12 protein-coding genes are annotated in these 20,272 nt (G+C 58.6%); 4 read left to right on the forward strand and 8 right to left on the reverse strand.

What is annotated here, in order from left to right; all coding sequences use genetic code 11:
• Nucleotides 1-66 precede the first annotated feature (66 nt).
• Genes ABDK11_RS16325 through ABDK11_RS16335 form a run of 3 tightly spaced genes read right to left on the reverse strand, consistent with a single transcriptional unit; the run spans nucleotide 67 to nucleotide 8,042 of the window.
• The gene (locus tag ABDK11_RS16325) at nucleotides 67-813 is read right to left on the reverse strand and encodes a class I SAM-dependent methyltransferase (RefSeq protein ID WP_346837581.1); all 747 of its coding nucleotides are present in this window, start codon (nucleotides 811-813) and stop codon (nucleotides 67-69) included.
• A 25-nt stretch (nucleotides 814-838) separates the two neighbouring features.
• The gene (locus ABDK11_RS16330; RefSeq protein ID WP_346837582.1) at nucleotides 839-2,788 is read right to left on the reverse strand and encodes an aconitate hydratase; all 1,950 of its coding nucleotides are present in this window, start codon (nucleotides 2,786-2,788) and stop codon (nucleotides 839-841) included.
• 13 nt (nucleotides 2,789-2,801) lie between these two features.
• Nucleotides 2,802-8,042, reverse strand: coding sequence for a DUF748 domain-containing protein (locus tag ABDK11_RS16335; RefSeq protein WP_346837583.1), 5,241 nt, complete (start codon nucleotides 8,040-8,042; stop codon nucleotides 2,802-2,804).
• Nucleotides 8,043-8,284: 242 nt separating this feature from the next.
• Between ABDK11_RS16335 and ABDK11_RS16340 the strand changes: the two genes are divergently transcribed.
• The 4 genes from ABDK11_RS16340 to ABDK11_RS16355 all read left to right on the forward strand — a co-directional run bounded on the left by ABDK11_RS16340 (nucleotide 8,285) and on the right by ABDK11_RS16355 (nucleotide 13,901).
• Complete coding sequence (locus tag ABDK11_RS16340; RefSeq protein WP_346837584.1) at nucleotides 8,285-9,433, forward strand: FAD-dependent oxidoreductase; 1,149 nt, start codon at nucleotides 8,285-8,287, stop codon at nucleotides 9,431-9,433.
• A gap of 131 nt (nucleotides 9,434-9,564) precedes the next feature.
• Nucleotides 9,565-10,872: an NAD(P)/FAD-dependent oxidoreductase gene (locus ABDK11_RS16345; protein WP_346837585.1), complete on the forward strand. Its 1,308-nt coding sequence runs from the start codon at nucleotides 9,565-9,567 to the stop codon at nucleotides 10,870-10,872.
• 199 nt (nucleotides 10,873-11,071) lie between these two features.
• Entirely contained in the window at nucleotides 11,072-11,776 is a 705-nt protein-coding gene (cobB, locus tag ABDK11_RS16350; RefSeq protein WP_346837586.1) for a Sir2 family NAD+-dependent deacetylase, read from the forward strand.
• A gap of 337 nt (nucleotides 11,777-12,113) precedes the next feature.
• The gene (locus ABDK11_RS16355) at nucleotides 12,114-13,901 is read left to right on the forward strand and encodes a fibronectin type III domain-containing protein (RefSeq protein WP_346837587.1); all 1,788 of its coding nucleotides are present in this window, start codon (nucleotides 12,114-12,116) and stop codon (nucleotides 13,899-13,901) included.
• 358 nt (nucleotides 13,902-14,259) lie between these two features.
• Here the strand turns inward: ABDK11_RS16355 and ABDK11_RS16360 are convergent, their stop codons facing one another.
• The 5 genes from ABDK11_RS16360 to ABDK11_RS16380 all read right to left on the reverse strand — a co-directional run bounded on the left by ABDK11_RS16360 (nucleotide 14,260) and on the right by ABDK11_RS16380 (nucleotide 20,165).
• Complete coding sequence (locus ABDK11_RS16360; protein WP_346837588.1) at nucleotides 14,260-14,919, reverse strand: hypothetical protein; 660 nt, start codon at nucleotides 14,917-14,919, stop codon at nucleotides 14,260-14,262.
• A 134-nt stretch (nucleotides 14,920-15,053) separates the two neighbouring features.
• A complete protein-coding gene (locus ABDK11_RS16365; RefSeq protein ID WP_346836609.1) occupies nucleotides 15,054-16,022 on the reverse strand; it encodes an IS30 family transposase in 969 nt (322 codons plus the stop codon).
• 245 nt (nucleotides 16,023-16,267) lie between these two features.
• Nucleotides 16,268-17,803 carry a hypothetical protein gene (locus tag ABDK11_RS16370; RefSeq protein ID WP_346837589.1) on the reverse strand — a complete coding sequence of 512 codons (1,536 nt, stop codon included), beginning with the start codon at nucleotides 17,801-17,803 and terminating at the stop codon, nucleotides 16,268-16,270.
• A 725-nt stretch (nucleotides 17,804-18,528) separates the two neighbouring features.
• Nucleotides 18,529-19,179 (reverse strand): hypothetical protein, encoded by a 651-nt coding sequence (locus ABDK11_RS16375; RefSeq protein WP_346837590.1) that lies wholly within the window; start codon nucleotides 19,177-19,179, stop codon nucleotides 18,529-18,531.
• A 419-nt stretch (nucleotides 19,180-19,598) separates the two neighbouring features.
• Entirely contained in the window at nucleotides 19,599-20,165 is a 567-nt protein-coding gene (locus tag ABDK11_RS16380; protein ID WP_346837591.1) for a hypothetical protein, read from the reverse strand.
• Nucleotides 20,166-20,272: the final 107 nt, after the last annotated feature.

Here is a 20,272-nt window from a genome sequence, read left to right on the forward strand (position 1 = left end):
ATTGCCGACATGCTGAACTTCACGGAAATTGTAACGCTTATTGTCGAATTAACGTTTCCTGCCGGCTCAACGCTTCCTGCCAACAACGAGGCCATAGCCAAGGCAGTCGCTGGAAAGCAGGCGCTCGGAGCGAAACACGCCCCAGGCTCCGCGCAGGCCCCAGCGGCGTATAATCTGCAGCGCCAGCCGCAGCTGCCCGCCAGCACCGAGTTGCCGGCGCATTTCCCCCATCCAGCGCGATTTCACCGCGGATATGTCCACCGTCTCAAGCTGAATCAGACCGGCCTTCCCGAACAGTTGCCGCCATCCCTCGAGCGTCTCCGGCCGCTCCCCTTCTCTCTCCGCCAGCGCGCGCTTGAGGCCGGCGGGGGCGTCCGGCTGCCAGCACAGATCGTGCATGCCGACGTAGCCACCCGGCCTGACGACTCGCGCCATCTCACTGAGAACGCGCGTCTTGTCGAGAAAGCACAGGGTGCATTCACAGATGGCCACATCGAATTCCGCATCGGCAAATGGCAGGTTGACGGCATCGGCGCGCGCAAATGCCACATCCAATTCCTTTGCACACGCGCACTCTTGTGCACGGCGCACCATCTCACCGGAATGGTCGACACCATAGACACGCGCGCCGAACTGCTGTGTCAGGAAACAGGCGCTCGCGCCGCTCCCCGACGCCACGTCCAGCACTCTGGTACCCGAGGCGATATGACACAATTCGGCGAGTTGCCGCGTGGTTTCCAATCCGCCGGGGTGCAGGCTGTCCAGCGACAGCATGCCGCTCTCGACCAGCTCTTCGAGGGAGGCGCGGGTCAAGTCGTTCCCCGGCGTTGCCACTACCCTATTCAGCCTCGTCGCTCAGGTGTTTCTGGCGCGCCTCATTGATCAGGCCGCCGTACTGCAGGGTTTCAATTTCCTCTGCGGATAGATCGTGCTGCAGCTGTACCGATTCGCCGCTCGTCAGGTTCTTGAGTTCCACCGGCTTGCCCGGTGCCAGCTGCGCCACCGGATTGTCGATTTCCAGGTCGGCGTCCTGGTCGAACTTGTCGTAGTCGTCGGCGCTGGCGAACAGCAGCGGCAGCACGCCGAAGTTAATCAGGTTGCGCCGGTGGATGCGCGCCATGCTCTTGGCGATCACGCAGCGCACCCCCAGGTAGCGCGGCGCGATGGCGGCATGCTCGCGGCTGGAACCCTGGCCGTAATTCTCGCCGCCGACCACGAAGCAGTCGCCCTTCAGGTCCATGGCGCGCTGGTAGAAGTTTTCATCTACACGGGAAAACGCGTAGCGGCTGATGGCGGGAATATTCGAGCGCAGTGGCAGTATCTCGGCGCCGGCGGGCAGGATTTCGTCGGTGGAAACATTGTCGCCGGCTTTCAGCAGCAGCGGGCCCTTCAGCACTTCCGGCAGCTTTTCAAAATCCGGCAGCGGCTTGATATTCGGGCCTTTGATCAGCTCGATTTCCACCGGAATCTCCTGCGGCGGCTGCAGCAGCGGGCGCATATCCGGCAGCTGTTCCGGCTCCTCGAACGACGGGTAGTCCATGTCCAGCTCGCGCGCATCGGTGATTTCGCCCCGGAGTGCGCTGGCGGTGGCCGTCTCCGGGCTGCACAGGTACACCTGATCTTCGATGGTACCGGAGCGGCCGGGAAAGTTGCGCGGCACCGTGCGCAAACTGATGCGGCCGCTGGCCGGCGCCTGGCCCATACCGATACAGCCGCCGCAGCCGGTCTGGTGCAGGCGCGCGCCGGCTTCCAGCAGCTTGGCCAGATCACCGCTGCGGCTGATCTCTTCCAGCAGCTGGCGCGAGGTGGGGTTGATGTCGAAAGACACATTGTCGTCCACGTGCCGGCCCGCCACCATACGCGCGGGGATGGCGAAGTCGCGCAGGCCCGGGTTGGCGGACGAACCGATGTAGCTCTGGTAGATGGGTCGACCAGCCACCTCGCGCACCGGCACCACCTTGTCGGGGCTCGACGGGCAGGCGATCAGCGGCTCGAGGGTGGAAAGATCGATCGTGTCGGTTTCGTCGTAGCGGGCGTCGTCGTCGGCTTTCAGCTCGACGAAATCCTCTTCGCGCTGCTGCTGACGCAGGAAGACGCGCACCGCCTCGTCGGCGGGAAACACGCTGCTCGTGGCGCCCAGCTCCTGGCCCATGTTGGCGATCACGTGGCGGTCCATGGCGGTGAGTTTGTCGAGCCCCGGGCCGTGGTACTCGACGATTTTGTTGACGCAACCCTTGACCGTCTGCCGGCGCAGCATTTCCAGAATAACGTCTTTGGCACTGACCCAGGGCGGCAGTTCGCCGGTCAGTTCCACACCGAGGATTTTCGGCATGGGCAGCGCAAACGGCAGGCCCGCCATCGCCAGTGCCACCTGCAGGCCACCGGCGCCGATCGCCAGCATCCCCATCGAGCCGGCCGCACAGGTATGGCTGTCAGAACCGAGCAGCGTCTTGCCGGGAATACCGAAACACGACATATGCGTCGGGTGGCTGACACCATTGCCCGGGCGGCTGAACCACAGGCCCCATTTGCGACAGGCGCTCTGCAGGAACAGGTGGTCATCGGCATTCTTGAAATCGGTCTGCAGCAGATTGTGATCCACATACTGCGCCGACAGTTCGGTCTTGATCCGTGGCAGGCCCAGCGCTTCGAACTCCAGCATCACCATGGTGCCGGTGGCATCCTGTGTCAGGGTCTGGTCGATCTTCAGTTCGATGGGGCTGCCCGGCTCCAGCGTGCCGCTGTGCAGGTGGGATTCAATCAGTTTCTGGGCGAGATTTTTCTTCATCGGCGGACCCTCCTTATCGGGAAAATTCCACGCGCGGATTTTCGAAGTCGCGTCCATTGTAGTCCGGCGCGCACTGTATGAATTCGTTGGCGGATATGCCGTTGTCGAGCAGGAAATGTTCTATCGCGCGGCTGCGTTTCTGCGCCAGCCGCTCCAGCTCTTCGAACAATTCCACCGGCGGGTAGCGGTAAAAGGTTTCGCGCGCCTTGCGGCTGCCGCGCAGCGGCGGTGTGTCTTGTGGATACAGCGCGTGCCAATCGAGCGCGGTGGCACCGCCGCAGATACCCGGCCGTGCATCCGGGCGCGCGCGCAGCGTTTCCAGCATGTCGCGCAGCTGCCGCTCGGCGTGCGTATCCAGCTCGGCGCTGCCGGGGTCAAATTCGATCGGGTCGAAATGCACGGCGCGGAACCGTGCCCAGGCCAGCTTGGCCAGTGAATAGAAGCCGATCGGCGTGAAATAACTGAATAGCGCCTCCATGATCGCCCGCTGCAACAGATCGCTGAAAATAAAACTGAATGACAGTTTTGGATCGTACAGATCGCCGGAAACCGGCATATCAAAGCTGACATTACCCTGGCCATTTTTCAACAGCTCCAGCGCTATGCCGAGCGGAATAAAGCTGCTTTTTACCGGTAGCTGGTCACTGTCGCGTACGCGCCGCACACGAATACGGTTGAGCACCATTTTGGCCATGGCATCGACCTTGTTTTCCTTCACTTTGATATCCAGCAGTGCGTCCAATTGCCCCTGCAGGATCTTGTAGCCGAGCAGGTTGGCCATATACGGCGTGGCCGGAATCAGGTTGGCGTTATTGATGTAACCGGTCAGGTTGGCGTTCCACTTGCGGGTATCGAGATAGTCGATGCTGCCGGCCAGCTGCAGCTCGCCAAAGCCGCCCGGCCGTGCGTTCAGCAGGATCTCCGCCGGCTTGTCCTCGGCGCGGTTACTCGCATTTCTGAGACTCAGGTTGATCAGCCGCACCGGCAGTCGCCCGCGGTACTGGCCCAGGCGGTCGACCCAGGTAAAGCTGCCCGCGCTCAGGTCGACGCTGCCGATGTGATAGTGAATACTCAGCTCGGACGTCAGCCGGTCGCCGAGCCGCTCTTTCGGGCGCTCGCCCTCCGCAGCGGGCTCCTGCCCGGTCAATGCCGCCAGTTGTGCGCGCAGCGGAAATTGTCCCTTGCGGTCGCGCATCAATATACCGCGCGGTTTCAGCACGCGGATACTGTGGATATCGAGCGCACGCTGCTCGCTGTCGTAGTTAAGCTTGGACACCTGTAGCTGCTGCAGTTCCCCACTCCACGCGTGGCGTTCGAATTCCGGCGCAGTTTCGCGGCGACCGAGAAAACTGAATGCCTCGGCCTGCAAACTCTGCAGCCGCACGCCGCGGCCGCTGCTGACGAAAGCCTCCAGCCGCAGCGAATCGCCGCGCACCAGGCGGCGTCCGTCGCCGGCCACCACGCGGATATCCCGCAGCGCCAGTTGCTCCAACTTCAACGCACCGGAGGCGCTGCGGAAACTGCCGCTGGCATTCAGCTGCGCCACATTGGCGCAGTGATTCAGACGCCCGATATAGCCGCGCGGCACGCAGCCGGCAACGCCGTCGAGCCGCAGCTGTTCGGCGACCACATTGCCGGCGCCGATACGCAGCCGCGCCGCGCCCAGATCCTGGATCTGCAACAGCTGCGCCGGCAGGCCGGCCGGGTAATCCGGCTGCCGCAGTTCCAGGCCGTCGATATGCAGGCCGCGTAATTCGGTAATGCGCCCGGCCGGCGTCTGCCGCCGCTCGACAGCGTCCAGCTGCACCGGCCCCGACCGGTAGCAGGGCGCCAGCCGCGAGTCGCCCAGCAATCCCGGCGGCAGGCAGCCACTCAGCCCCGCCGCGCGCCCGAGCGGCCCATCGCCGCCGAAGGCGAACTGCTCCAGCCGGATGCGCGCAAACTTCCACGGTGCGCCGCTGCCGCGATCGATCGCCAGCCCTTGCAGCTCGATTGCGCCGCTGCTGGAAAAGGGCGCGGCCAGCACCAGCTGCTGGGTACCCGGCAACCGCAGCGTGTGCAGATCAATACAGCGGCGCCCGCCGGCGGTCTCCCCGCGCCCCGCCCCCGCCACCAGCTGCCGCAGTGGTCCCGGCATACAGCCGCGCAAGCCGCTGAGCGCCAGATCGGTTACCCACAGCGCGGCGCCACCGTTCCAACGCAACTGTTGCCAGCTCAGGCGGCGCAGGCCCAGTTCTATGCCTTTCCCCGTGCCCGGGTCCACATCAGATCCCGCCACACGCCGCAGGGTGATCGGCGCCGACTGCAGCGCACCCAGCTGCAGCCGCGGTGCCGCGTCGCCCAGCCCGATGCGGCTGGCGCCGGCGATTTCCAGCTGCTGTGCGCTGATACAGTCGGCGAGGCCACTGTCGCGCGCTGCCGGCAGCCACTGCTGCACACCGCACACCAGCACGTCGTGGATTTGCAGGCCGCGCAGCACCAGCGCCTCGGGGGTCAGCGCCAACTCGCCAACTGCCAGCGACGCTATCCGCCACAGCGGCGGCGCCTCCGGCGTCTCCGCCAGTACCGTTTCGCCCAGCGCGAATCCGCCGTCGCTGCTGCGCAGGTTGCGGCTGGAAAAACAGCGCGGCAGGCCGGCGCGCAACTTCTTCCCCGGGGGCAGGCAGCCGCGCAGCTGCGCGGCGGAGATATTCTCCAGCTGCGCACTCGCCGCATGCTCCACCTGCCGCGGCCACACCAGCCGCAGTTGCGGCGCAACGAACTCGCGCAATTCCGCCGCCAGTCCGCCGCCGCGGCGCTGCAGCAGTATCTGTCCGGCGAGGGTGCGGTCCAGATCGACACGCAGCGCGCGGCGATCCAGCGTCGCGGCAAAATCCGGCCCGGTGTGCAGTGCGCGCAGGTCGGCGCAGCGTATCTGCAGCGGCCCGCTGGCGACGCGCTCCGGCAGGCAGCCGCGAAAACGCCGCAAGGCAAAGTCCGGCAGTGCAACCTGCATGCGGCCGGCCCCGGGTTCGCGTGTCACTTGCGCGCGCGGCACGCGCAGTTGTTCCAGTTGCAGCAGCGCGCGACCGGTAGCGGTAGTGACCTGAGCGCGCTCCAGGGTCAGTTGCGCCGCGCGCAGATCGAGCCCGCCCTGCCAGGCGATGCGCAGCGGGCGGTGCTGGCGCAGATCGTGCAGATCAAAGCAGGTGGGCATGTCCCGCGCATCGCGGTAGAGCAGGCGCGCCCAGCTGCCCGGCAGGCAGCCGCGCACACTGGTCAGCGACAGGGTCTGCAGCTTCAGGTTGGGGTCACTGGCGCTAGCAGGCGCGCCGCCACCGCTGGCACCGGCTGCGGCCTCGGCGGCGCGCGCGGCCAACTCGCGTTGGAGCATTCCTTTTTCCAGGCCTTCGCCGGGCTCTTTGTCCGCCGCTTCGCCCGCTACTTCGCCCGCTACTTTGCCCGCCGCTTTGCCGGCCGTTGCCGGCGCTGTTTTCGCAGGATCCGCAGGGGTGGCCGCGGCGGAATTATCGATCCAGGGGTTGTCGACGTCGCGCTGGCGACGCAGAAAGCCAGCGCCGGTGTGTAATTGGCGCAATCGCAGACCGCCGCTGCCACCGCGCCGATCACTCAACTGCAGGTGCTGCAGGCGCAGCTCGCCGAGAATGGCGTAGCCCTCTGCCCCACCGCGCCAGGCAAAATTGCCGCGCCCGTCCAGGTGGGCGACCTCGGCGCACAGCGGCCGCCAGCGCGCCGGCAGCAGTGCCGGCGGTGCGCAGCCGCTGAGGCGATCGAGACCAACATCCCGCAACAGCAGCGGCTGTTCTCCACCGAGCAGATCAATCTGCTGCCAGTGCAGGTTTTGCAGTTGCAGCGGCGCGGCGCCGTCGCGCTGCAGGCGCAGCTGCGCCAGCTGCAGTGGTCCACTGGCAAACCCCCAGCGGCTGTGGGTGCGCTGCGACGGAAAACGCAGGCGCAACGCTTCGCTGCCGTGCAGCCCCGCCACGCGCGCGCAGTAGTCCGCACCCTGCCACAGGCGCGCGGGAACACAGCCGTCGGCGCTGGCCAGGTCGAGACTATCGACTCGGAGAATGCGCGTTGCCGCCCGATACTCGAACGCGCCCAATTCAGCCTCGCGGGCGGTCAGCGGCTTTTGCTTGGCCCCGGCCAGGTCCAGCAGCTGCACCCGTCGCAGGCGCCCCCCGCCGGCCTCGACCCGCAACTGCTCGCGCCAATCGAACACCACTGGTCGCGGCAGCTTCAGGTTACCGGCGCGCACACAGTAATGGCCGCCACGCCGGCGCAGGCCCGGTGGACACCAGTCAAAGCCGGAGGCAGTGGCGCGCTGCCAGTTCAGGTGCCGGTCGCTGCGCAGGAAATCGAATTCGGACATCGCCAGTGTCTGCGCATGCCAGTTGGGCCAGCGGCGATTGCGATCGCGCAGGGTGATGCCGCTGCCGCGGGCGCGCTGCCAGTGCACCGCCGCAGCGGCACCGAAGGCGAACCGCAACTCGCCGCGCAGTTGCAATTCGCGTGCGCTGGCGCAGTGGCCCGGCAACCGCCCCAATCCTGGCAGCGCCTCGGCCCAGCGCTGTGGCGGGCAGCTGGCGAAACGCTGCGCCGTGACGCTTGCAGCGGTGATGCTGTTTCCCGGACGCGTGAACAGCGCCTCGTCGAGATCGAGTTTGACCAGCGCCGTATCCGCCGTATCGCCGCCGTCGCGCAACAGCAGTTCCCGCAGTTGCAGTTTGTCGGCGCCGATTTTCAGGCTCAGCGGCTCCGCCCCCTGACGCGCCAGCCCGATCAGCAGATCCCGCGCGCGCAGATCCCTGAACTGCACACAGCTCGGTGTCGGCCACTGCGGCCGGTGGCGGTAGCACAGGCGGCTGTCGTGGATACGCACACGATCGAACAGCAGCTGCAGATCGCGGTCGCGGCGCGGTCCCGGCTTCTGCGCCCAGCCGCCGATTTCCCACAAACGCCCGCGTCCGCCGGGACGGGATTCCAGATCCATATAGGCACCGTCGAGCACCACGCGCTGCAGGGTGATACGCCCGTGCAACAGCTGCCACCAGCTGTAGTCGAGCAATACTTCGCGCGCATGAAAGCCGCGTCCGTCGCGATTTTGCCCACTCACACCACGGGCCAGCAGGCTAAGGTGGGGAATGGAAAAATGCAGGTACCCGATCTCGGTGTCGACGCCGTGCTGCGTCAGCCAGCGTTCGATTTTGTGCTGCACCAATATGGAAGCAACTGTCGATATCAGCCCCGACAAAAGTAAAATTCCCGCCAGCCACCAGAACAGGCGTCGCGGGAATTTAGCGCTGGCGGAAAACGGCGTGGGCATTATTGAACAGCGTTATAGCGATGAATTTGGCGCACGGAAAAGCGTACGAAGGCCCACTAATTAAAGACCAGCGCCACGGGTTTTCTGTCGGCTGGCGTGGCAAACCGCCATAATGCGCAAACCACGCCCGCAATACGGCGGGCTTTTATCGATCCGCGTGTCAGAAAGCCATGCAGGAAAAAACCCAAAACCACCACATCGTTCTGGTCGGCGGCGGCCATGCCCACGCCGTGCTGCTGCGCCTGTGGGCCAAGCACCCGCTGCCGGGTGTGCGCCTGACGCTGGTTTCGCCGGAAACACACGGCCTCTACACCGGTATGCTGCCGGGACTGGTGGCCGGTCACTACACTGCGAATGATGCGTACATCGACCTGTCGCGCCTGTGCCGTGCCGCCGGCGCGCACTTCATCCGCGCCCGCGCCTGCGGCATCGACGCGACCGGGCGCCGCCTCGATCTCGATAATCAGGCCGCGCTGCATTACGACCTGCTGTCCCTGGATATCGGCGCCGCAGCGCCGCGCGATCTGCCCGGCGCCGCGCTCGCCAACCCGGTCAAGCCGGTTGGCCAGTTCTACCAGCACTGGCAACAACTGCAGCAAGAGATTCAGCACAGCAGCACGCCACTGCGCCTCGGCGTCATCGGCGGTGGCGCCGGGGGTTGCGAACTGGCCATGGCGATGGCGGAGGGACTGCGTGCACACTGCCGCAGCGACCGCGTGCAGATCCACCTGGTCCACAGCGGCCAGCAGCTCCCCGCTGGCTACCCGCCGCTGGCGCGGGCATTGGTGGCGCGGGAGTTGCGACGCCTGCCAGTATCCGTGCACCGCAACTGGCCGGTGGCCGCGATCGAGCGAGGCGCTGTGATCAGTACCGACGGCCGCCGCCTGCCACTGCAGCGGCTGCTGCTGGCCGCCGGCGCCAGCGCGCCGGCCTGGCTGTCCAACACCGGACTGGCCCTGGATGAGCAGGGATTTATATTGGTGGACGACACGCTGCGCGCGCAGGGCTGCGACACTATTTTTGCCGCCGGCGATGCCGCCAGCTTCGCGCGCCGGCCACTGCCCAAAGCCGGCGTCTACGCGGTACGGCAGGGCCCTGTGCTGTTCCACAATCTGCGCGCGGCCCTGACGCAGACGCCGCTGCGGCGCTTCCGCGCGCAGCGCCACTTTCTCAGCCTGCTGTCCTGCGGCGGCCGCCGCGCGGTGGCCACGCGCAATGGCCTGGCCCTGTGCGGCGCTGCCATGTGGTACTGGAAAGACCATATAGACCGCGCGTTCGTACGCGGTTTCCGCGAGCTGTCGCTGCGCGATCGCCGCTAGCGTCGGCAATTGCCAAATGGCGACGGAAGGAGGATACTGGCGCCGGCAAAAGCTGCCAGCCGCAGCAATAACAACAAATATGGTCTTCGCAGCTCGGGGAGTCGGATTTTTTAGCTACAGGAAGACCTCGTATGAAACATATCGTCATCGTTGGCGGTGGTGCCGGCGGCCTGGAACTGGCCACCAAACTCGGGCACCACTTCAGCTTTTCCCGCTTTTTCAACCGCCGCCGCAAAGATCCGCAAGTGCGCGTGACCCTCGTGGACAAGAACCGCACCCATATCTGGAAACCGCTGCTGCACCAGGTTGCGACCGGCGCGCTGGATTCCAGCCTGGATGCACTCAACTACCAGGTGCACGCCCGCGCCAATGGCTTCCAGTTTGAGCTCGGCTGCCTGCGCGAACTCAATCGCGAACAGCAGACCATCGAGCTGGCCCCGGTAATGGACAGCGACGGCCAACAGCTGGTCCCCGCGCGCGAACTGCAATACGACTACCTGGTACTGGCCCTCGGCAGCCAGAGCAACGACTTCCGCACGCCCGGCGTACGCGAACACTGCGTCTTCCTCGACAGTACCGAACAGGCCCACCGCTTCCACCGCCTGCTGCTGGATCGCTTCCTGCAGCTGGAAACGCACACCGCGGACAAGGTACAGATCGCCATCGTCGGCGGCGGCGCTACCGGTGTGGAGCTGGCGGCAGAGCTGATGGATGCCACCCAGCAGATGGGCTACTACGGCCAGATCAACAACGGCGCCCTCGAAGTCACGCTGATCGAGGCCGGTCCGCACCTGCTGCCCGCACTGACACCGCGCCTCGGCAACAACGCCGAGCGCGAACTGAGCAAACTGGGCGTGCGGGTCATCACCGGCTGCGCCGTGGCCGAGGCCAGTGCCGACGGCCTCACCACTGCCGGTGGCGAGAAGATTCCCGCCTCGATCCGGGTCTGGGCCGCCGGCGTCAAGGCACCGGACTTCCTCACCCAGCTCGACGGCCTGGCCACCAATCGCGTCAACCAGATTGAAGTGCAGACAGACCTGCAATCCACCAGCGATCCGCACATCTTCGCCATCGGCGACTGCGCCGGCTGTGTCGATATCAAGGAACAGCGGGTGCCACCGCGCGCGCAGGCGGCGCATCAGATGGCCAGCGTGGCGGAGCACAACCTGATCGCCAGCATCGATGGGCGACCGCTCAAGCAGTTCCGCTACCGCGACCACGGCTCGCTGGTGTCGCTGAGCAAGCACACCGCCGTGGGTAACCTGATGGGCACACTGGTCAAGGGCAGCCTGACCATCGAAGGGCGCATCGCCGGACTCGCCTACCGTTCCCTGTACCGCATGCACCTGGCCGCGGTACACGGCTGGGCCAAGGCGATGCTGATCTATCTGGTGGGGCAGGCCAACCGCTTCGTCAAACCGCGTCTGAAGATGCACTAGCGGGCCGGGGGCCCACGCGGGCGGACGCAAGGTCCGCCCCTACAGATCCCGCCCTGTGGAAATAGTCTGCTGCAGCGCTTACCGCGTCTGTGGGGCACTGCGCTTAACTAGAATCACCGAGCCGGTTCAGTAGGGGCGAACCCTGTGTTCGCACCGGCCGCTACTTGTGCCCAACCCCGCCGCCCCGCACAATCTGCCCATGAACTACCAGCGTATCGTTGTCCTCACCGGCGCCGGCATCTCCGCCGAATCCGGCATCCGCACCTTCCGCGACGCCAACGGGCTGTGGGAAAACCACCGCCTGGAAGACGTGGCCACGCCGGAGGCCTTCGAGCGCGACCCGGCGCTGGTACAGCGTTTCTATAACGCGCGCCGCCAGCAACTGCTGTCCGGCGAGGTTGCACCGAACGCGGCGCACCGCGCGCTGGCGCAACTCGAGCGGGCCTTTCCCGGCGACTTCCTGCTGGTAACACAGAACATCGACGACCTGCACGAACGCGCCGGCAGCCGCAACCTGATTCATATGCATGGCGAACTGCTCAAGGCACGCTGCAGCTGGACCGGCGACACCTACCCGCTGCGCGGCGACCTCGGTACCGACACGGTGTGCGATTGCTGTGGAGAAAAGGGCCTGCTGCGGCCGCATGTAGTCTGGTTCGGAGAAATGCCGCTGCAGATGGACCGCATCTACCGCGCACTGATGGAGTGCGACCTGTTTGTCAGCATCGGCACCTCCGGCAGCGTGTACCCGGCCGCGGGCTTCGTGGAATGGGCCAACCGCGCCGGCGCCCATAGCGTGGAACTGAACCTGGAGCGCAGTAACGTCGGTGATGCATTCGCCGAACACCGCTGCGGCCCGGCGTCACAGGTAGTGGCGGAGTTCGTGCGCGAATTATGTGGCTGAGGTCAGGGCAAACAACGAGGCCGGGCCCCCTTGGCTGAGCAGCGTCGCAGCACCCACACCGCACAAAATGTGACACGAGTCACATAAGGAGGGCTGGCTGAATCTCAATTATTGACCGGTTTGTGACTCAACGGCATCCTATCGTCAGCGAAAAAAAGTTACAAACAATGGATTTTATTTAGTACTTTTTTGCGCCATCCCACCATAACTCTATATTTCCGGACTCCCTGGATCCCTGCACACTGCGCGTTATTCGGGCCCACGGTTTGTCCGGAAAACATACGCTGGGGAAGCGAATATTATGCATTCTTGTCTTCGGGGTCTTATCGCAGTATCCATGACGGTCATTCTCACCGCTTGCGGCGGTGGTGGTGGTGGTGGAGATAGCTCAACTGGACAAGACAGTTCCAGTAGCTCGAGCAGTTCCAGTAGCTCGAGCAGTTCCAGTAGCTCCAGCAGTTCCAGTAGCTCCACTAGTTCCAGCAGCGGCGGTGCGGACAACAGCCCCGCAGGGCTCACCGTGACGCTGGATGGCGCGAATAGCGTACAGCTGGAATGGGGAGACGCATCCAGCAGTGAAAATGGCTTTGCGATCGAGCGCAGGGTACTGGGGGAATCCTTCAGCCAGGTCGCCCAGACTGCTGCGGACACCCAGCAATACCTTGACGAAGGTCTGCTGTACGAAACCACCTACATCTACAGAGTCGCTGCTCTATTTCCGGATGGTCAGGAAAAATACTCCGCCGAAGTCACTATTACCACCGGGGAGCACCTCAATGACGCTGAGTGGGTCAGAAGGTTCCAATTTACCGATGGTGATTCGGAACACATTATTTCTCCAAACCGCGTACTTCCCCTGCGCGATGGCAACTATATTGTCACCGGCAGTGCCCCCGGAGAATCTATTATTTTCAAAGCCGACAAATTCGGAAAGCCGATATGGTCCAAGGTATTTGATTATTCTTACTACAATGGCTACATAAATATCCGTGATCTGGCAGAAACGTCTGACGGGCAGTTAACTCTCGCAGGAACGGCCGAGAGGCATATAGACGAAGAGTATTCCTTCCTGATGAATATCGATCCGGAAAGTGGCAATGTAAACTGGTTATCCCAGTTCGATATTCAGTTTAACTCCCCGGGCAAGGCCAATATTTTAGCCGCGCTGGACGAAGATCATGATCAAGTGACCGACGGCTACCTGGTCACAGGTTACAGACCGCACGACGGCAAATCGATCTGGCTATTAAAATATTCCAGTACTGGGGAAAAGCTGTGGGAACAGCAGTATTCCTCTGTAAATACCATGACAGCCACAGCTGTCATGCAAGACAAGGAAGGGAATATCTACATATCGGCCAATTTCAATGAGGAACCGGATAATGTTGTTCCCCTAATTATAAAAACCGACCAGAGTGGAAACCTGCTCTATCAAAAAATATATCCCGCCTTTGCCGTTGGATCCAGTTCATCTTTCTCCAGAGTTGATAAAGCAGACACCAATGACGACGGCGTCATCGATGCCAAAGACGGCGTGGCACTGGTTGGCTATACCGATACAGATGAAAGCACTTCGATCATCTACAATCCGTTTTATATCCGGATCGACAAGCTTGGAAACATAGTAAGCTCATTCCTATATGACGATCAGGATACAAACACTGGCAGCAGAATAAAGGATTTCACAGTAGATAATGTTGGAAACCTCTGGCTTCTCGGCGACAGGAATGGCGGAATATGGTTTGCCCAAATAGGGGCAGATGGCTCCCAGATGGAAAGCACCCTTATCAAGAATAAATATGGAAATCGACTGGTAGCGGATACCATAGAGATTGGCCTTGACGGCAACCCCCTCCTCTCAACAGAAGCAGCCTACGGAGGCGCAGTATCAAGGAATTATCTGCTCTGGCGCCTGTCCGCAAATCGGGATCTGAAATTCTGGTTCAATGATTACATATTCACCGTCGGCGATTGGCCCATCCTCACTAAAGACTTCCTGCTCACTCCTATCGAGCGAGGCATTGCACATTACCCGGTTACCGATCCGGTTGATGCATTTGACATTCCGATGCCGGAGCAGGACATAGAGATAATCGACAAGTCAATATTGAATCCCAACCCGTAAATATCCTAGCTGAGAAAATGGCCCCGAATCCGGTTTCTGGGCCATTTATTGCTGCATAAACCAGATTAACAACAAACGAAACTCGGTTTACTAAGGACAGCACAGCGCAGACCTCGAAGGCGCAAAGCATTACAACCCCATAAGGCGAATCTGAACTGCTTTAATCAAGATAACCCGTCAAAAATATCAGCTCATTCATCAAGTGTTTCAGGTCACCGGAAAAGCAGGCGGGAAGCCGAGGAGTTTACCTGCATCCTATCTTACAACTGAACACCATAAAAAAACGCGGCAGGCCAATGACCTGCCGCGCTCTTCGAGCTACGACTATACGGATATTTATAAAATACCCGATAGCTGATTACAGTTTCAGCGTTTTGGTCTTAAACTCGTTTACACAGTAATCTGCATTCGCTTGCAGCGCTTGCTTTAGCCGCTCGGCATTGTCAGCCATCAGCTCATCATAGGTCGGCGCGCCCTCATCTTCCTCTGGCGTAGCACGACCACAGCTGGCCTCTGCCAGAACTTCATTAGTAGAGGTATCGATCAAGCGCATTTTGACCCCATAGCCCACCTGATACTTACTGAATGACATAGGGAAATTGGCAAACTTCCAGCCCAATGTCTGCACATCCAGCAACAGACGTGCATCCTTTACTTGCGATGTCACCTCCTTTAAATCATCGCCTTTCGCAACAATGCTATTATCATCCAGCGGAACCACGCTGTATTTGTCCGCCATCGCTTCCGCGAGCCGGTTATAAATTCGTACAGCCGGATCCTCAATATTGTTTTCTTTTACAATCTTGTTACCAGCAGAAACCATTGCAGCAACGCCAATGACACCGAACATACTCTTGCCCGGCGTGGTGGCAATAAAGGAGGGCTTTTCACGACTCACACCACTCAGCTGCCGCCCTTCAATCATCGGTACGGCAGTATCGGAAATGGGTGAATTCTGTACCCCGGCACACCCCACTGCACCAAGAACAAGTGTCAGAACTATCAGTTTTTTAAGCATTTCCTATTTCTCCTGGTTGTTTTGATTATAGAAATTCAAGTACTGGCCAGATCTCCCTGCCGATTCGAAAAGTATTCGGCTAGCAGCATGGCATTTTATATAAAACGCGGTTTCAAGTAATAACTGCAATTTCTTCATGCAGCGAGCAAATCGTCCCGCCGCCCCATAAATAGCTCATTTGGCGATCGTCCACCCCTGGTCGCTCTTGGTCTGCTGTTCAGGCGGTCCATGACAAACTGAACCTGCTCATCCGATACCGTACTGAAGTCCGTTCCCTTCGGGAAATATTGCCGAATAAGACCATTGGTATTTTCATTGATTCCACGCTCCCATGATGCATAGGGATGGGCAAAGTAAATATCCGCCTCCAGTCCTTTCGCGATCTCTTCATGACCGGCAAACTCAAGGCCATTGTCGAACGTGATTGTTTTGACTTTCTCCTTAAGGTGTACCATATGCGCAACCGCTGCAGCGGCGAGCAAGTCGGCTCTCTTGCCCGTCAGCAACACAATGACCGTATACAGCGATTTGCGCTCTACCAGGGTCAATAGCGCACCTTTGCGGCCTTTGCCGATGACTGTATCGCCTTCCCAGTCGCCAATTCGGTTACCCAGGTCAACAACCTCAGGGCGTTCATCAATACTCACTCTGTTCTTGATCTTGCCGCGTTGATCGTTGCTGCCGTAACGCTTGCGGTAGGGCTTTGACGCTACTCGCAGATGCGTATACAAATCGCCGCCATGAGCCTTGTCGGCATAGATCAGCTGATAAATTGTCTCATGATGTAAGGAAATACCCGTACACCGTTTCAGATAATCTGCTACCTGCTGCGGGCTTAACTCCTGCCGGAGCAGCGTTTCAATCTGATCACGTACCTCGTCCGTCACCTTCCGAGCCTTGTGGGCCCCATACCGTCTAACATTCGACAGCTTTTGAGCTTGCCCGGGCCGGTACCCTCGTAGCCCTTTGTTGCGACGCAGCTCTCGACAGATCGTAGAGGGATGCCTTTCCAGAAGTTCGGCAATCTCTATTTGCGAGTGCCCGGCTTTCTTCAGACTATAAATCTGGTATCGTTCGTTCTCGGTCAGCTGGTTGTAGCTCATCAGTGCTTTTCTCTTGGCGGGGAGAAGCGCCGACTCTACCAGCTGGCCTCTCTCTTACCAATTGCACTTATTATCCGAAACCGCGAAATATAAATTAGATTGACTTTTACATTTATGAGCGCCGTCATCCGCTAGAATTTTCCAGCCTGACGGAGATATTTGCGCCCATAAATCAACCTATTAGTATAACGATCTATAAAAACCTCCTCCCGCCTCAGGCTTTCCGCACTTCGTATTGTTATCTATCATTTTCCAACCAGATCAGTAATGACGAGCTGAACGGCATGATTGCGCTTCTGAACCGCAATTGGCGAGCCAACGCTCCAATCCACCACGCTGAATGACTCCGCCTGGTAATTCGCCAGAAAATCCAGGGTATCAATCGCCATCGGCTCTGCTACAAGACCATTGGCCAACCTGGGGATATTATTGTCCGCATCGACTTTCGCAATGATGCCCACATAATGCGGATCAAATCGATTGGTTTCCAGTTCAAACAATTTTGATCCACCCGCCAGCCCCGCTTCACTGTCAAGATCAATCTCTATATCGTTGTCAACGCTGTAGGCGGGCCCCAAATCTCCTTTCACATTGATTGAGCCGTAATACGCGGATGTATCTGCGCTACCGCGCAGTAGAATTGATTGATCAGATCCCTGGTATGCCGTATTCAGGAATAAGTCTGTTGTTGTTATTCGCTTTTTCCAGGCGGCATCGCCACTGCCATTCAATGCGAGGAACCATGTATCTGAATTGGCTGGGAAATCTGCAGAAGGATCAAATGCAGCAATACCCGACAGTATCAAACGATAACTATCTGCTGCGTCGCCTGTCAGAAGTATGTTCATCGAATAGAGACTGATTTCCGGCACATCCGCGCCAAACGTCAAATTGCGCTGGAATACGAGATTCCCCGCAACATCGAATTTAGCCAGATACAGATATCTATCGCCCTGATAATCGGGCTCCCGAATCTGAGCAGCAAAAAAGACTGATCCATCTGGAGCGGCGGTTATTTTTCCACCTAAAGCGTCGAGTTTGGTTATCTCCTTGCTCCACTGCACATTGAGATCCAGATCGGTCTTGACGACAAAGTAGTCGGCATCCGCAAAATTCCGGGTAACCAGAAGCAGGGAGTCGTATACCCCGTCATTGTTTTCATCGGCCGGGCGGAGATCGAACAGCTGGATATCCGCCAACTTGAGGTAGCTACCTTCCAGAATTTCACCGGTTTCCGGGTCAAGGATCAACCGCCCTGCACCGAGGTTTGCCGGTACAGAAGTCTCCGGATTGGGGCGAATCTGCCCGATAATGTACAGCGCATCACTGGACTGGAGCCACGCTGTGAAGTACCCCTCGCCGGAATCCTCAGACTCAATATACCGGGTCCATTTGGGAACGCCGTTTACATCAATACGGCTAACAAAGGTATCGACTTCATTGGCATTGCCAACGACTATGGCGTCGCCAGCATCAAGCGGGATTACCCGATAAATGGAGAGTTTCTGATCATCCGCCAGTTGATATGCCTTGGCATAGGTATCTTCCCGACCGGTATTGGCGATCGTTATTGATACTTCTGTATAGCTGTCACTCGACTCACCATCGCGAGTTGAGAAAACTCGATAGCTGTAGGTTTTCCCGGAGATGACGGAGTCATCTACGAATTTGGTGATATTCTTATCAAGCTGCGCAATTATGCCGAAATTACCTTGATCACCGACCTTGCGCTGGAGGTAGAAGCCGGTTTCATCGTCGGAGTTATCTGTCCAGGTGATCACTGCGTTGCCATTGGCATCCTGTACTATACCGCCCCCGGACGGTGAAGCCGGAGCCGTGGAGCCTTGCGGCGTAGTTGGCGTGCCCCCGCCCTGCCCACCTTCGCCGGAGCTACCGGAGCTGTCTGAGCCGGACCCTCCGCCGCCTCCGCAAGCTGCCAAGGTAAGACTTAAAGCCAAGCATAATAAGTACCGCATACATTCCCCCGAGTTTTGCTTCTTTTATTGACCACTTCGATGAGAGCGAAGCTGTATAATTGTATTTTTATTGATGGCTCGCACCACCGTCAGCCCGGAACAAGATCACAAATTTTGATTACACGCCATTACGGTATGAGGACACTCAACTGAAAGACCTTCCCTCCGCTAATTGGCGATACCTGTGCTTAAGGCTTGTGCAAACGGACCCGATGCATGCCCCACAAATTACTAAATAGATAGCCTCAAGCGTGGTGGCTATTACAACGATCCCCAGCGAAAAAGCGCTATATCCATAAGCAAAAGTTATATTTTACTCGTGGACTGCCAAGCGCGAATCGGGCAGCCATGTTGCTGCCACGTGTGGACAGGGCATTTTCCTGCGGACAATATGGAAGTGTCGGACAAGATCCCGAACACCGATGCCGGGGCATTGAAAATTGAAGCCTCGATTTGGGACAGACATTTTCGCTGTAGACCTGCCCCACATGGTGGCGCGTATTCTTTTTATCTTTTAACTACCAGTTAAATTATCTTCTACTCAGCAAATACGGAAATACTGGAACACTCTGAAGCTCCGTATATTTATCCTTTAACAATTTAACATCTCTCTGCATGTCGTTAGAGAAAGATATATTTGCACCTTTGACAAAAGGCATATCCAGCAAACCAATTCCAAACTGGTGATCAAAATTTATGGAGCCAACGTAAGTGGCCTTCCCCGGCTCCACCTCAAAATGAAGTTTAAAATCCTTTTGAGGAGTATATTTTGTTAAATCTGCCTCGTAAAAATAGGAATAAAATTCATAATTGCCTGCGGGTACCGGCACTGCGAATACGTAACCGCGCCCCTGTTTTACGGCAAAATCGCCATCATCTTTAGTATATTGCTGAGAATGATTCTCAGGGATTGGTGAAACACTGCCGCGAATATCAGAATTCCCCTCATCCAAACCTTGAAAAATGAAGTCGTATTTAGAGAATCGATAATTCTCTCTACCCAAATCGATCATCTCTCTATTTGATTTTGGATAGGCACCGGAGAATGTTATGGACCCGATTAAATAGCCATAGGTTGACAGATCTGCGTTGGAAACCTGGCCATCAGTGAGAGGGAAAACCGTTAATTTGGCGCATGCTGCTGCAACAAAGGAAATAAGGATTACGATGATTTTTTTCATGAGCTTGCTCTTATCACTTTTAAATACCTACAGAGTTTTCTGGTTTTTTGGGCCTTGGGTATCATTCAACCTTTAACGCGCGAATGCTGCTCGCACAAGAGACACTGCGGGATCATCACTGAAAAATTGATCTTGATTATGAGCAGTCCCGCTGAATCTATGCGGCCGTCAATATGAGGCGAGACTTGAGAGCCAACTCAATTCCAAGGCCGACTGCGAGGGAAAGCTACATCTGAAAATAACCCGCTTGGCGCGTCAGAGCATCGATTTAACTGGCTGGACGATTTTATCCGATAAAACTCGCAACAATGCCACCCTTGCAACGCACCTGACAGTCATTTTTCAAATTATGGGCGTCCTTTTTATTTGCTTATCCAGGATCCACAACCACTGAAACGATCCGCACAGCTGGCGCACTATCAATTTGATTTTACTTCCTTATGAACGACACCATCCGACCCAACGTGGATAGTGGTAGTAGTCGATGTATTCCGAAGCTCAGCTTTTGGACCCACACACCTGTAGCTCTTAAATTTCCGGTTTGCAGTAAATTGCTTCATCAACGTCTTGCAAACCTCCATCGGACGACTTGTATCCAGGCCATAGAAAATATCAAAATAATCCATTGATGCATTTTTCAGGTCCAGAGTCCTGACGACATAATACGCATCGGCAATATTCTTCTTCTCAAGAACCGGGGAGAACTCGCTTGGCACATCATTCATGCAACCTTCGCGGCCATAGGTCACATTTTTAGCCGCGCCATTATTCGCCAGGCTTTGCGCATGCCCATGCTTGATACCGGCCAATGTATACTGGCAAGCCTCCCTGTCGCCATCGACATCAACCAGCTGGACAATTCTTACCGTGGCCAGCGGGCCGGTCATGGTGTATTCGTACAGGGCATATTGCGACCCCTTTTCGGCAGCAGACAGTCCGGCCGAAATAGCAAGAGCGAGGCCTGGCATCAGGAATCTTTTTATCATTTTGCATCCTTTTAGGAGAAAGCCCCACGAGCCCATACCGGAAGGCATACTTTTTTAGCTCCTAGACTGCCTGGAGCTGGTGGACCGGAGGGCTTTCCTGCGAGAAG

The organism is Microbulbifer sp. SAOS-129_SWC (assembly GCF_039696035.1).
In the GTDB taxonomy this organism is placed as follows: Bacteria; Pseudomonadota; Gammaproteobacteria; order Pseudomonadales; family Cellvibrionaceae; genus Microbulbifer.

Coding starts and splice junctions, on each gene's coding strand:
- ABDK11_RS16375 (WP_346837590.1), bottom strand. CDS start 19,179: ATGAAAAAAATCATCGTAATCCTTATTTCCTTTGTTGCAGCAGCATGC.
- ABDK11_RS16360 (WP_346837588.1), bottom strand. CDS start 14,919: ATGCTTAAAAAACTGATAGTTCTGACACTTGTTCTTGGTGCAGTGGGG.
- cobB (WP_346837586.1), top strand. CDS start 11,072: ATGAACTACCAGCGTATCGTTGTCCTCACCGGCGCCGGCATCTCCGCC.
- ABDK11_RS16355 (WP_346837587.1), top strand. CDS start 12,114: ATGACGGTCATTCTCACCGCTTGCGGCGGTGGTGGTGGTGGTGGAGAT.
- ABDK11_RS16380 (WP_346837591.1), bottom strand. CDS start 20,165: ATGATAAAAAGATTCCTGATGCCAGGCCTCGCTCTTGCTATTTCGGCC.
- ABDK11_RS16345 (WP_346837585.1), top strand. CDS start 9,565: ATGAAACATATCGTCATCGTTGGCGGTGGTGCCGGCGGCCTGGAACTG.
- ABDK11_RS16340 (WP_346837584.1), top strand. CDS start 8,285: ATGCAGGAAAAAACCCAAAACCACCACATCGTTCTGGTCGGCGGCGGC.
- ABDK11_RS16330 (WP_346837582.1), bottom strand. CDS start 2,788: ATGAAGAAAAATCTCGCCCAGAAACTGATTGAATCCCACCTGCACAGC.
- ABDK11_RS16365 (WP_346836609.1), bottom strand. CDS start 16,022: ATGAGCTACAACCAGCTGACCGAGAACGAACGATACCAGATTTATAGT.